A 12,111-nucleotide genomic window follows, 5' to 3' on the forward strand; every position below is an offset into this window, starting at 1 on the left:
AGGGAGCACCCGGTGATCGACCCGACCATCTCCGTGATCGTCCCGGCGTTCAACGAGGCCGACTACCTGCCCCGCTACCTGCCCACTGTGCTGGCGTCCCTGCGGCTGTGGGAGGAAGCCACCGGACAGGTGGGGGAGGTGATCGTGGTGGACAACGCCAGCACCGACACCACCCCGCAGGTGGCTGAACAGCTGGGCGCAAGGGTGGTGCACGAACCGCAGCGCGGGATCGGCCGCGCCCGCAACACCGGCGCCCGCGCCGCCCACGGCGAGTACCTGGTGTTCGTCGACGCGGACGTCGAGTTCCCGCTGAGCGGAGTGCGGGACATCGCCGACACCCTCCGCCCCGGCCGGTGCGCCGGCCCGTGCGTCGGCGGGGCCATCCCCCCCGAGTACGAGCCCAGCCGGGCGGGCACCCGGCTGCTGGTAGCCGCCTGGGCCCTGTACCGGCGGCACTTCGGCGGCGCGCAGGGGGTGTGCCAGTTCGCCACCCGGGAAGCGTTCGACACGGTGCGCGGCTACCGCGAGGACATGTTCATGAGCGAGGACGTGGAGTTCTTCGCCCGCCTCACCCGCCTGGGCGCGGCCCGCCAGCACCCGGTGGTGCACCTCACCCACCTGCGGGTGCGGCCGTCCAACCGCCGGTTCGAGCGGTGGCCGTCGTGGCGCATCTGGTGGTGGTGCAACCCGATCACCGCGAACCTGGCCCGCACCAGCCCCCGCTTCTGGCGGCACTGGTACGACTCGACCATCCGGTGACGGGAGCCCCCATGCCTGTGACGCTTCCGGTGCCGGACACGGCCGGTGTCTACACCTTCCCCAACGACCTGGTGGCCGCCCACCGCGCGCACCAGCAGCAGCTGGCCGCCCGCCGCGCCGCCGGCGACCCCGACGTGATCCAGCTGCTGGCGCCGCACGAGTCCCGCCCCTACCTCATCGAACGCCGCCGCCCCGCAGGGCGGCCCGTCGTGGCGATCGAGCCCCACCACGACGACCTTGCCCTGTCCGCAAGCGGAACGCTGCTCACCAGCCCGCGCCCGCTGACGGTCGTCACCGTGTTCACCCGCTCCACCACCGCGCACCCCACCGCGGCGGCCGCCCACCCGGGGGAGGCAGGGGTGTCTGCGCTGCGCGCGGAGGAAGGCCGTCAGGCGTTGCGCCCCCTCCAGGCGGGCCGCCTGCTGCTGGGGTACCGGGACGCCCGCCCCCCGTACGGGCCGTACGACCGGCACGTGCTGGACCAGGTCACGACCAACCTGGCGCGGGTGCTGGACGAGATCGGGGCCGGGGCGGAACTGCTGGCCCCCGCGGGGGTCACCCGCCACCCCGACCACCTGCTGGTGCACGAGGCGGCCCGCCGGCTGGGCTGCACCTGGTTCTGGGAAGACGTCGCGTTCTGGGCCACTTACGCGCTGTCGGCCGACGACCGGCACCTGTTCACCCAACGCGTCGGCGGCGCCCTGGCCGGGCAGGTGGCCGACATCACGGCCAGCGTGTTGGACAAGCTGACCCTGCTGTACGTGCACGCCTCCCAGCTGCAGCCGCTGCACGCCATGTACCGGCCGATCCGGTACGCCTACACGGTGGCGGCCGGCGCCCGCCCCGCCCTCTACGGGGAACGGTTCTACCGGCAGGTGACCGCATGAGCGGGACGGTGGTGTTCGTGTGGCGGCGCATCCCCCCGCCGTTCCTGATCGGCGGGGCGGAGGTGTCGCAGCAGCTGCTCGCGGAGGAGTTCGCCGCCGCCGGGTGGCGGGTCATCTACGTGGCGTCGCACGAACCCCCGTGGGCGCAGGTGAGCGAGCTGCCGAGCATGCTCGACCACCTCGCGAAGGCTGGGGTGCCCCACAGCCAGCACGGCGGGTCGCTGGCCTACACCTCGCGGGGGGTGCAGGTGCGGGCCGTGCCGCGTGACCGGGTGGAGGCGGAGCTCGAGACCGTCCTCACCGTGGACCGGCCGGACCTGGTGGTCACCTCCCAGGAGGGGTCGGCCGAGCTGGCCGCCGCCGCCCGGGGGCGGGGGGTGAAGGTCGCCGGGTGGCTGCACTCGGTGTCCAAGACGGGCATGCACGTCCTTGGGGGGCGCCCCCATGTGGCGCTGGCCACCAGCAGGTTCGTGCTGTCCCGCACCCCGCCCGAGCAGGCGGCCGTGGTGTTCTACCCGCCGTTCCGCGGCCCCGGCAGCTGCCACCACGAACCCCATGCCGGTGGGGATCTGCTGATGGTCAATCCGGTCCCCGCCAAGGGCTCCGGGCTGGTGCACAGGCTGGCCGAGGCGCTGCCGCACCGCCGTTTCACGCTGGTGGAAGGCTGGTGGGACACCTCGGCGGACTTCGCCCGGCACCCGAACGTGGTGTGGGTGCCCCGCACCTACGACATGGCCCCCCTGTATCGCATGCACCGGCTGCTGCTGGTGCCGTCCACGTGCGAGGACGCCTACCCGAGGGTGATCGTGGAGGCCGCTTTGGCGGGGCGCCCCACGATCGGGTCGACGCGGGGCGGCATCCCGGAGGCGGTCGCCGACCCGGGCATGCTCGCCCCGCCTGACGACCTGGACGCGTGGGCCGCCCTGATCGAGGGGCTGGACCGGCAGGCGCTGGCGGTGGCCGGTGAGGGGGCGTGGCGGCGGGCCGTGCCGATGACCCGGCTGTGCCTGCCGGAGCTGGCCGCCGCCGGGGTCCTGCCCTAGACCTGCCCGGTGAAGGCGGCGGTCACCTGGTTGCGGTGACCGGTCCACCAGTGCAGCAGCCGCTCCCCGACCTGCCACAGCCGGTCGGGGCCGGTGTCGTTCTTGTCGTAGTGCCACTGCAGCTGCCACAGGTCGGTGGCCCGCTTCCACCACAGGCGGGTCACCGCGTCGGCCAGGTCCTCATCGGCGAGCGGCATCACGTGCCGGTACCCGGTGGTGAACGCCGCGACGAGGCGCAGGTCCATCCGCCCGTCCGAAGTGGTGAACTGCACCTGCCCGGTGCGGGTGACCTCTTCGGCCAGCGGGCGGGGGGCGAGCCGGTCCCAATCCAAGATCGCCGTCACTGTGCCGTCTCGCCACAGGAGGTTGAGGGGTTGGACGTCGCCGTGCGTCCACCCGACCGGCCCGGCCGGTTCTGTTGTGGTGGGGCGGTGGTGGGCGTGCTCGGCGATGAGGTGCTTGCGCTGCAGCAGCAGCTGCCGGGTGTCCACGTCGAAGGTGGCCGGCTCGGGCAGGGCGTCGATCACCTGCAGGAACCGGTCAGCCTCCCCGGTCGCCGCCTGCGGGTCGGTGACCTGCGCCGCGGGGCGTTCCGGCTCGGGCAGGCCCGCGCCGGCAAGGTGGATGTGCAGGTGCGCCAGCACCGCGCCGAGGTGGGCGGCCTGGCCGGGGGTGAGGTCGGTGCCCTCCCGGTGCTCGCCGTGCGCCCACGGCAGCAGGCAGAAGGCGCGGCCGTCGACCTCCGCCACCACATCCCCGTCCCGGGTTTGGCGGGGCGGGCACACCGGCGCCTGCGCCGCGGCCAGGGCGCCCAGGACGTGCAGGCTGCGCCGCGCCTTGGCGGGCGTGACGTCGATAATTTGTTTGAGGGCGAACACTCCGTCGGGGGTGTCGATCCGCCAGTTGCGGTTCATCATGCCGTCCGGCAGGAACTCCACCCGGTGGGCGGGCCCGGTCCGGAACTCCACCAGGACGCGCGTCAGGTCGAACCCTGTGTCGTGTGGGTGCGTGGTCAGCTCGGTCACCCGATGGAGGGTAGGCCACCCCGCCCGGTGCTGTCCCCGTCATTGCAGGAGCCGGGGATTTGACCCGCGTACAACACCGTCCAACACGCAACCCCGCCGCACCTGGCGGGCCGCGGGCATTGACTGATCGGCGGCAAGGAACCGGCCCGAAGCAACCCGCCTTATAGCTGGAGGACATGGTGATCCCCCGGACCGCCTGCACCACCCCCGCGCCTCTGCACCGCGCCCCGACCCGTGACGCCCTGTACGGGGTGGGGCCGGTGCGGGTCGCCGTGCAGACCGACTACCCGCCCGTGCTCGCGCACCTGGGCGACTTCTACTCGCACGCCGACACCGGGCTGCCGTGGTGGCTGGTGCGCGGCCGCTTGGCCGAGCCCTCCCCGGGGATGCGCCGCGACCCGGGCGGCGCCGGGTACCGGGCCGACGTCCGGGAGCGGGTGCTGGACATCGCCGCCCGCCGCCCCGCCACGCTGCAGCGGGCCTTGCGGCAGGCGGTGCGGGAGGTGATGCTGGCACACTGCGAAACCCGCCGCCACGTCGTGGTGCGCGCGGCCGCCGTGCGGCGCCGCGATCTGCTGCTGGTATTCGCCGGGCCGGCGGGCACGGGCAAGACGACGCTCGCCCTGGACGCGGTGGTGCGGCACGGGTTCGACTACATCGCCGACGACCACCTCATCCTGTACCGCCATGAGGATGAGGGCGGCGGGCTGGTGGCGACGGGCCTGCCGACGACGATCCCCGTGGGCATCGGCACCTACCTGGGCATGGAGGACGTGCTGCCGCCGCCGTGGGACGGGCGCGGCGTCGACGTCGAACCGTACCGGGGGTGGCCGGCGGAGGTGCGCAGGTTGCTGCGCGCCCGCGTCCACTACACGTTCACCTCATTCGGGCAGCCGCACCCGCTGATGGTGCGGTTCGGGCTGGGCCGCGTGCGGGTGGTGGTGGCGCAACCCGACCTCGGGGTGGAGGCCGGCCCGGTCGACGAGGGCTGCACCGCCGCTGATCTGCAGCGGCTGCTGACCACCGACTGGGAGGTTTCCCCGATGGTCCCCCCGCTGCGGCTGCCCTACGTGCGGCGCAACCCCGCCCAGGTCCGGGCGGACGCGCAGGACGTGCTGGGCAGCCTGTGCGCGCGGGCGCGCATGGTGCGGTGGGCGCACACCGGCCGGGTCGCACCGCTGCTGACCGCGCTCGGCGAACCGCTGGCCTAGCCGCCCTGGGCGGGCCCCGCCTGCCCCCCGCCCTGCGGCGGGGCGGGGGCTGTCGTACGCCCATTCCTGTCGCCGCTGCGAGTTCGGGTGTCACGACGGCGGAGCGTGATTCTCGCCTCCACCGGGCGCGGGCCGATCCCGCGCACCCCTGGTTCGCCTTGAGAGGTAGTCGATGACCTCCTGCTCGGGCACGCGATACACACGCCCCACGCGGAGATGGGGAAGCTCGCCGGAGCGGACGAGCCGGTACACGGTCATCTTGGAGACCCGCATCACGGTGGCGACCTCCGCCACGGTGAGGAACTTGACGTCGAGCGTATTCATGGGAGCGTCCTGTTCACCCAGCCGATCCGGGGCACCGCCGCCCTCCGCCTGGCCGGCCGGCCAGGCGTGCGCGTCAGGCATCGTGGTGGGCGGTGTAGTTGACGGGCAGGGACGTCAGGCCGTTGCCGACGATGGAGGTCAGCGGCGTTAGCTGCTGGACACCCACCGCGAGGGTGAGGTCGGGGAACCGCTCGAAGAGCATGCTCAGCGCGATCCGGGCTTCCAGCCGGGCCAGCGGCGCGCCGAGGCAGAAGTGCGGGCCGTGGCTGAACGCCAGGTGCCGCTTGCGCTCCCGGGTGACGTTGAAGTGTGCGGCGTCGGGGCCGTGCTGGTCGGGGTCGCGGCCGGCGGCCGCGTAGCACATCAGCACCGCCGACCCGGCGGGGATGACCACGCCCTCCATCACGACGTCTTCGAGGGTGTAGCGGAAGGGCAGGTTGGCGATGCTCGGGTCCCAGCGGAGCGTCTCCTCCACTGCCGCGTCCCAGGTGGCCGGGCCGCTGGTGACGAGGGCGAGCTGCTCGGGGTGGGTCAGCAGGGCTCGTGCCGCGTTCACGATGAGGTTCATCGTGGTTTCGTATCCGGCTCCGATCATCAGGACCAGCGTCCAGATCAGCTCCGTTTCGGTCAGCTGATCGTCTCCGTCGCGGGCGTCGATCAACGCGGTGGTCATGTCGTCGCCGGGACGGGCGCGCTTGTCCTCGACCAGCGATTTAAGCGCCTCGTACAGCGCCTGGTGATTGTCTTCCGCCTCCTCTGGGGTGATGGTCTGGTCGAACACCGCCGCGCACAGCCGTTCCAGCCGGTCCCTTCCGGGCTCGGGCATGCCGAACAGGTCGCTGATCACGGTCAGCGGCAACGGCAGCGCCAGGTGGCGCTTCAGGTCGACGTCGCGACCGTCGAGGTCCTGCATGCGATCGAGCAGGCCGTTGGTGATGTCAGTGATCCGCCCGGCCAGTTCCTGGACGCGGCGGGCGGTGAACGCCTGGGACAGCAGGGTGCGTAGCCGGGTGTGGTCGGAGCCGTCTGCGGTCAGCATGTTGTCCACGGCGACCCAGGAGATCAGCTCCCAGTTGCCGGGGATGCGGCCCTCGGCCCACGCGCGCCAGTGGCGCATGCTCTTGGCGAAGCGCGGGTCGCCCAGCACCTGCTCCAGAGTGCGGTGCTGGGTTATGGCGTACGCCTCGACCTGTCCAGGAAGCTCCACCAGGGCGACCGGGCCTTGCGCGCGGAGCTGCGCCGCCTGTTCGTGGAGGTCGCCGCTGCGGGCGTCGAGGACGAAGCGGGGCCGTTGTGCCATGGGGGGCCTTCCTGCGGTGAGGGCTGACGTCGACGCTCGTGTTCGTACCAAAGGTCGGCGTCGGTGGGGGTGAATCGGACGGGGAGCGCGGTGAGGGCGCGGGCGAACAGCGATGGCCGCCACGCGAGGTCAGCGGGCGGGACGTCCAGGTGAAGCTGGGGCAGCCTGTGCAGCGCGGCCGCGATGGCAGTCGAGGCGATCTGCACCGCGAGGTCGCTGGCGGGGCAGCGGTGCGGGCCGACGCCGAACGACACGTGGGCGCGGTTGGACGGAAGCAGGTCCTGCCGTTCGACCACGGAAAGGTTGGCCGCGGCCAGGCCCATTCCGACGGCGGACCCGCGGGGGATGGTCACGGCGCCGACCCGCACGTCACGCCGGGGGTAGACGAAGGGGTAGGTCTGCATCGGGGTGTCGAACCACAGCACTTGGTGAATGGCGTCGTGGATGCTGATGCGGGCCCCGGCCACGGCGCTGCCGGTTTCACGGTCGGTGAGCAGCACCCGCAGGGCGTTGCCGATGAGGTCCGCTGTTGGGGCGTTGCCCGCGCCGATGAGGATGACGAGGTGGTGGATGAGTTCCTCGTCGTTCATGCTGGCGTGGTGCGCGATCAGCGCGCTGGTGATGTCTGGGCTGGGGTGGCGGCGCCTGGCGGCCACGAGGTTGCCCATGAAGCTTTCGAGGTCGGCTCCTGCGCGGGCGGCGTCGCTGCCGTCCCAGATGCGGCGTAGCACGTCCACGAGCCGTTGCCCGCCGCGCTCGTCGAGACCGAGGAGATGGTTGAAGACGCGCAGCGGGACCTGTGTGGCGTACTCGGCCACGAGATCAGCCGCGCCGCGGGAGACGAAGCTGTCGATGACGTTGTGGGCGACGGCGCGGATTTGAACGTCCAGGGCCCGCGGGTCGATGAGGCGCAGGCTGTCGTCGACCGCCCGGCGGAGACGGGCGTGCTCGGCTCCGTCGGCGAACAGCAAGTTGGGGCGGTACATCATCATCGGCAGCAGCTCGGAGTCATCCGGGATGCGGCCCTGGTTCCATTCCGCCCACAGCCGGGAATCGTGGGACCACGTGGCCGGGTCGCGGGAGATTGCCAACATCGTCTCGTAGTCCAGGATGAGGAAGGCGGGCACCCCCGGCGCGAGCTGCACGGGCGCGACCGACCCGTAGGTGTCACGTAGCCGGCGGAAGACCGAGGCGGGATCAGCGTGGTAGGACTCGCTGAACAGCGGTTCGCCGCCCATCGGGCAGCGCGTGGGCGGCTTGTCGGAGGGGCTGGTCATGGAAGGTAGCTCCCAGCAGATGTCATGGGGGGCTCAGCAAGGGCAGGTGCGGGGCCGGCGTGGGCATACGGCACCTTCGGCGACGGCCGGCCGACCTCGGCGAGGACGCGTTCGATCCGGTCCGCGGCGGTGAAGACGTCGGCGGCGGCGGCGATGCGGTGTGGCCAGGGGAAAGAGAAGGCCCAAGTGCCGTCGCTGGCTGGGACGGCGAGGATGTTCTCCGCGAGGACAGGAGCCGCCAAGTTGATGACCCTGAGCTGTGGCGCGCGGCCGTGAAGCGCGACCACCCGTGCGGAAAAGTGGCGGCGCCCCAGCTCCGCGGCGAGGTTGTCCAGGTGCTTGATGGACTGTTCCGCTTCGGTCTCGGTCGGCATGGGCTGGTCTCCGTGTGGAGGCGAGGACCCCGGGGCCACGAGCGGGTTCCCGCCACAGCGTGATCGACGAATGGTGCTGTGGCGGCGCGTCCGCCCGAGGCCCCGGGGGGTGGGGTGCTGGCAGACCCGCCGACCGGGTTGGCGCGGTAGCGGGAGGGGTGTTTCTGCCAGCCGGGGGTGGTCAAGGGGGCAGCGGCCCGGCCACGCGCCCATGCTGGGGGGTGGTCGGGGCGCCGGGCGGCAACGCCGCGGGCGCGGGGACGGGCTCAGGTGGGCAGGCGGAACCACACACCAGTGCCGGCGCGTCCGGTGCCGCACAGCAGGACGTTACGCGCGCCGCATATGCCGCCTGTCAGGGCTGCCACCATAGGGAGGCCGCGCCCGCCCAGCTCCAGGTCCTCGATGTTGTCGGGGATGATGAGCGGGCGGTCCAACAACTGGTCGACCAGGGCGGCGCCGGTGCCCGCGTCGGCGACTTCGGCCTGCACGGGCACGCCGTGCTCGTAGAGGATCCTCAGCTCGTAGGGGCCTTGTGCGTGTCGTACCGCGTTGGATGCCAGCTCATCGACGACCAGCTCCGCCTCGGCGACCAGGTCACCCGAGATTCGCAGGGGGGCCAGCGCCAGCTCGTTGCGGAGCAGCGTGCGGGCGCGGTGGACGGCGCTGTCGCGGGGCAGGCACCACGCCACCAGCCTGGAAGTGCCTTGCAGGTGTCGTGTCCGGCGCGTGACGAGGTTGCGCGGGGCGGTGGTCGCAGCGTGCCTGCCACTCATCGCTGGTTCCCCTATCGGCAGGTGAAGGTCTGGATTGGCTGGTCGGAGTTCGCGCTCAGAGGTCGAACTCGCCACCCTTTGCGCCGGCGAGGAAGGCGGCCCACTCGGGGGAGTCGAACACGAGCGCCGGGCCGTCAGGGTTCGTGCTGTCCCGCACACCCACCCGGCCGTCGGGCAGGACGGCGACCTCGACGCAGGCGCAGTTGTTGGCGCTTCGGGTGCTTTTCCGCCATGTGACGCCGGTGAGATCACCGGAAACCGGCTTGCTCCAGAGGGTGGTCATATCGGGTCCTTCCTTGGCGGCGCGGGACGCTGCCGCTCCCTGCGATGTGTGAGAGTCAAAGATGACTTCCGTGACGCTTGTGAGGTAGTGAGGAACCCCCACCCAGTAGCGGAGGCCGTAACACCGCAAGAGGAAGATCGTCCTCCGCTGGACCGCACGGGAACGGCGCAAAGCTGGAGGAACATCCGCACTGCCGGGTCGGCCGATGTAGGCGGGACACTGCCTGAAGGACGGCGTACGGTGGCGGTACCACCATGGCTGCTGTGACCAGGAGGACGGCAGTGGGAGGACGACCAAAGGCAGGGGGGCACGATCCGCGTTGCGCCCAGCGCATCCGCCTCAAACACGTAGGCACACAGCCGGGCCCGCTCAACCCCGTCACGATCCACCAGGTCGCCACGGAAATCCAGGACTGCTGTGGCCATCGGCCGATTAAAGCCTTCCGACTCGCCGCTGGGTGGACGGTCGATGAGGCCGTCCGCCGAGTGCACGACCTATGCCAGGACCTCGGGTTAGGGCCTCGCGGCTTGGTCGCCCGCTCATGGCGCGAATGGGAAGCGACCGCGATCCCTGATCGCGACTACCAAGACCTGCTCTGCCGTCTGTTTTCCACCGGCCCGGTACAGCTCGGGTTCGGGAATGACTACTCACCGCAGCTCGCCGTGCTGCCCGAAGCACGGACACTGGCACCAATCGGGGATGAAAGATCAAATGACACCGCAGACGGCAACCAGCAGCTCATCGGCCGGGATCTCGTGATGGCAGCCGCACGTGACTCCGCGGACTGGATTCAGCGAGCTGAACAGACCAACGTCGGCCCGCACACGCTGGACCAGTTCCGCTCCGATATCCAGCGCATCGTCACCCTCTACCCCAACCGGCCCGTGGGCCCGACCTTCGCGGAAGTCCTGCACCTGCGTAACCGCGCTTTCGAGCTCATCGAAGGCCGCCAGCACCCCGACCAGACACGCGACCTGTATCTCATCACGGGCGTCTTGTGCGGCATCCTGGCCAACGCCAGCTTCGACCTCGGCTACCTCGCCGAAGCGGAAACCCAAGCCCGCACCGCGTGGCTGTGCGCAGACCTGGCTGACAACAACTGGCTACGGAGCTGGACCAGAGGCACACAAAGCCTGATCGCCTACTGGGACGACCGGCCCTCCGACGCCGTGGCTCTGGCCCGCTCAGCCTGGGACTACACGCCAGAGTCCGGCACCCCGCAAGTTCGGCTCGCGGCACTTGAGGCCCGCGCCCACGCCCGCCTCAGAGATGCTTCTGCTGCGGAAGACGCGCTTCGACGCGCCGATCACGCCCGCGAAGCCGTCACCGGAGACGACGAAATCGGCGGCATGCTGGTCTTCCCCCACGCAAAACAGTCGTTCTACGCAGCCACCTGCCACCTCTGGCTCGGCGGCGACCAACGCTTCCGGCAAGCAGAGCGCCTAGCTGCCGCCGCTGTGGGCTGGTACGAGGCGACTCCGCCCGACCGGCGACGCACCGGCGAACAGTGCCTGGCGATGCTCGACCTCGCAGCGGCGCGGCTCGCCCTCGGCGAAATCGAAGGGGCCGCGGAGGCCGTGCAATCCGTGCTGAGTACCGGAAGCCGACGGCGAACCGACAGTGTCACCCGCCGCCTGCGCCAGCTCAGCGGCCAATTAGAACGCGCGGCATACCGGGACGCGCCGGTGGCGCTCAGTCTCCGCGAGGAGATCCAGGTGTTCACCGCCACCCGGGTCGCACCCGCGTTGGAGGCGCGACAGCAATGAACGTAGCCATCCTGCACCCAGGTCAGATGGGCGCCGCAATCGCCGCCCAAGCCCGCCGATCAGGGGCGCGGCTGCTGTGGTGCCCCGAAGGGCGAAGCGCCGCCAGCGCCCACCGCGCCGAAGCGGCCGGTCTCGAACCGGTGGACGACCTCGGTGAGGCGCTCGCCGTCGCTGAGGTGGCCATCGCGGTGTGCCCTCCCGCCGCCGCCGAAGACCTGGCTGTGCAGGTGGCCGGCACGGGGTTCGACGGGGTGTACGTGGAGGCCAACGCGATCAGCCCCCAACGGTTCCAACGCATCGCCGCGCTGCTCACCGCCGCCGTCGTCATCGACGGCAGCATCATCGGCCCGCCGCCCGGCCCTGCCGCCGGAGCCCGGCTGTATCTAGCCGGGCCCACTGAGGACGTGAAAACGGTGTCCCACCTCTTCACCGGGACAGCGGTACAGGTCGTCGACCTCGGCGAACAAACCGGCCGCGCCTCCGCCTTGAAGATGGCCTTCGCGTCCTTCCAAAAGGTCACCAGGACGCTCACCGGGATTTCCTACGCCCTGGCCGAGCAGTACGGCCTGGCAGGGGAGCTGCGGGCCGAGGCCACCAGGATGGGCGGCTCACCTCTGGCGGATCCGGACTACCTGCCCAGCGTGGCCGCACGCGCATGGCGGTGGGCGCCAGAGATGCGCGAAGCGGCAGAAGCGCTGCGGGGCGCGCGACTTCCCGACGACATGGTCATGGCGGCGGAAGCCGTGCTGAACCGGTGGGCCGCCGACAAAGATAACTTCGACCTCGACTACACCACCGTGCTGGATCATCTACGCGATGATCAGCAACCTCGCGGCTGAACATCCTTCCCACCGCACCGGAGGGGCCTCCAGGAAAGGTCCAACCTGGAGGCCCGCTAAGCAGGGCCTTGATCGCCCCCCCGACCCCGGGCCAGCCGGTGGCCCCGGGCCGCGCCCCGTGGGCGCCCTCCACCAGGTCGTCGTGACCCACCAATCCCCCGGCATCCGTAAATCTTCCTGTGTAAGACGCCTCTAGCCGAAGAATTTTCACCTGCGGGCCTATGATCGGCGCCGTAGGCGGAGATTGTGT

13 protein-coding genes are annotated in these 12,111 nt (G+C 71.2%); 6 read left to right on the top strand and 7 right to left on the bottom strand.

The window, feature by feature from the left end:
* The first annotated feature begins 12 nt into the window (after window positions 1-12).
* The 3 genes from ABH927_RS14555 to ABH927_RS14565 are packed head-to-tail and all read left to right on the top strand — an operon-like array spanning window position 13 to window position 2,689.
* Window positions 13-759, top strand: a complete 747-nt coding sequence (locus ABH927_RS14555; protein WP_370021725.1) for a glycosyltransferase — start codon at window positions 13-15, stop codon at window positions 757-759.
* Between the two features lie 11 nt (window positions 760-770).
* On the top strand, window positions 771-1,646 hold the full coding sequence (locus tag ABH927_RS14560) for a PIG-L deacetylase family protein (protein WP_370021727.1): 876 nt from the start codon (window positions 771-773) through the stop codon (window positions 1,644-1,646).
* Complete coding sequence (locus tag ABH927_RS14565; RefSeq protein WP_370021729.1) at window positions 1,643-2,689, top strand: glycosyltransferase; 1,047 nt, start codon at window positions 1,643-1,645, stop codon at window positions 2,687-2,689. Before ABH927_RS14560 ends, ABH927_RS14565 begins: the two co-directional genes overlap by 4 nt.
* Here ABH927_RS14565 and ABH927_RS14570 read toward each other — a convergent pair.
* Complete coding sequence (locus ABH927_RS14570; protein WP_370021731.1) at window positions 2,686-3,714, bottom strand: phosphotransferase; 1,029 nt, start codon at window positions 3,712-3,714, stop codon at window positions 2,686-2,688. The two genes, ABH927_RS14565 and ABH927_RS14570, sit on opposite strands and share 4 nt — an antisense overlap.
* Before the next feature lie 176 nt (window positions 3,715-3,890).
* On the opposite strand from ABH927_RS14570, the gene ABH927_RS14575 reads away from it, so the two are divergent.
* Window positions 3,891-4,925: a hypothetical protein gene (locus tag ABH927_RS14575; RefSeq protein WP_370021733.1), complete on the top strand. Its 1,035-nt coding sequence runs from the start codon at window positions 3,891-3,893 to the stop codon at window positions 4,923-4,925.
* A gap of 90 nt (window positions 4,926-5,015) precedes the next feature.
* Here ABH927_RS14575 and ABH927_RS14580 read toward each other — a convergent pair whose 3' ends face one another.
* The 6 genes from ABH927_RS14580 to ABH927_RS14605 all read right to left on the bottom strand — a co-directional run bounded on the left by ABH927_RS14580 (window position 5,016) and on the right by ABH927_RS14605 (window position 9,256).
* Window positions 5,016-5,249 (bottom strand): helix-turn-helix domain-containing protein, encoded by a 234-nt coding sequence (locus tag ABH927_RS14580; RefSeq protein ID WP_370021735.1) that lies wholly within the window; start codon window positions 5,247-5,249, stop codon window positions 5,016-5,018.
* Between the two features lie 73 nt (window positions 5,250-5,322).
* On the bottom strand, window positions 5,323-6,366 hold the full coding sequence (locus ABH927_RS14585; protein ID WP_370022116.1) for a cytochrome P450: 1,044 nt from the start codon (window positions 6,364-6,366) through the stop codon (window positions 5,323-5,325).
* 53 nt (window positions 6,367-6,419) lie between these two features.
* Complete coding sequence (locus ABH927_RS14590; protein WP_370021737.1) at window positions 6,420-7,826, bottom strand: cytochrome P450; 1,407 nt, start codon at window positions 7,824-7,826, stop codon at window positions 6,420-6,422.
* On the bottom strand, window positions 7,823-8,200 hold the full coding sequence (locus tag ABH927_RS14595; protein ID WP_370021738.1) for a hypothetical protein: 378 nt from the start codon (window positions 8,198-8,200) through the stop codon (window positions 7,823-7,825). The genes ABH927_RS14590 and ABH927_RS14595 overlap by 4 nt, the downstream gene beginning before the upstream one ends.
* A 266-nt stretch (window positions 8,201-8,466) precedes the next feature.
* Window positions 8,467-8,973, bottom strand: a complete 507-nt coding sequence (locus ABH927_RS14600) for an ATP-binding protein (protein WP_370021740.1) — start codon at window positions 8,971-8,973, stop codon at window positions 8,467-8,469.
* 55 nt (window positions 8,974-9,028) lie between these two features.
* Window positions 9,029-9,256: a DUF397 domain-containing protein gene (locus ABH927_RS14605; RefSeq protein WP_370021741.1), complete on the bottom strand. Its 228-nt coding sequence runs from the start codon at window positions 9,254-9,256 to the stop codon at window positions 9,029-9,031.
* A 527-nt stretch (window positions 9,257-9,783) separates the two neighbouring features.
* Between ABH927_RS14605 and ABH927_RS14610 the strand changes: the two genes are divergently transcribed.
* Together ABH927_RS14610 and ABH927_RS14615 are read left to right on the top strand one after the other, a co-directional pair.
* A complete protein-coding gene (locus ABH927_RS14610; protein WP_370021743.1) occupies window positions 9,784-11,022 on the top strand; it encodes an XRE family transcriptional regulator in 1,239 nt (412 codons plus the stop codon).
* Window positions 11,019-11,861 (top strand): DUF1932 domain-containing protein, encoded by an 843-nt coding sequence (locus ABH927_RS14615; protein ID WP_370021745.1) that lies wholly within the window; start codon window positions 11,019-11,021, stop codon window positions 11,859-11,861. The genes ABH927_RS14610 and ABH927_RS14615 overlap by 4 nt, the downstream gene beginning before the upstream one ends.
* Window positions 11,862-12,111: the final 250 nt, after the last annotated feature.

The organism is Planotetraspora sp. GP83, assembly GCF_041262585.1.
In the GTDB taxonomy this organism is placed as follows: Bacteria; Actinomycetota; Actinomycetes; order Streptosporangiales; family Streptosporangiaceae; genus JAOEGB01.

Bases quoted from the DNA above. Each gene is read 5' to 3' on its own strand.
- ABH927_RS14575 (WP_370021733.1), top strand. From the start codon at position 3,891: ATGGTGATCCCCCGGACCGCCTGCACCACCCCCGCGCCTCTGCACCGC.
- ABH927_RS14605 (WP_370021741.1), bottom strand. From the start codon at position 9,256: ATGACCACCCTCTGGAGCAAGCCGGTTTCCGGTGATCTCACCGGCGTC.
- ABH927_RS14590 (WP_370021737.1), bottom strand. From the start codon at position 7,826: ATGACCAGCCCCTCCGACAAGCCGCCCACGCGCTGCCCGATGGGCGGC.
- ABH927_RS14615 (WP_370021745.1), top strand. From the start codon at position 11,019: ATGAACGTAGCCATCCTGCACCCAGGTCAGATGGGCGCCGCAATCGCC.
- ABH927_RS14600 (WP_370021740.1), bottom strand. From the start codon at position 8,973: ATGAGTGGCAGGCACGCTGCGACCACCGCCCCGCGCAACCTCGTCACG.
- ABH927_RS14585 (WP_370022116.1), bottom strand. From the start codon at position 6,366: ATGCGCCACTGGCGCGCGTGGGCCGAGGGCCGCATCCCCGGCAACTGG.
- ABH927_RS14565 (WP_370021729.1), top strand. From the start codon at position 1,643: ATGAGCGGGACGGTGGTGTTCGTGTGGCGGCGCATCCCCCCGCCGTTC.
- ABH927_RS14595 (WP_370021738.1), bottom strand. From the start codon at position 8,200: ATGCCGACCGAGACCGAAGCGGAACAGTCCATCAAGCACCTGGACAAC.
- ABH927_RS14580 (WP_370021735.1), bottom strand. From the start codon at position 5,249: ATGAATACGCTCGACGTCAAGTTCCTCACCGTGGCGGAGGTCGCCACC.
- ABH927_RS14560 (WP_370021727.1), top strand. From the start codon at position 771: ATGCCTGTGACGCTTCCGGTGCCGGACACGGCCGGTGTCTACACCTTC.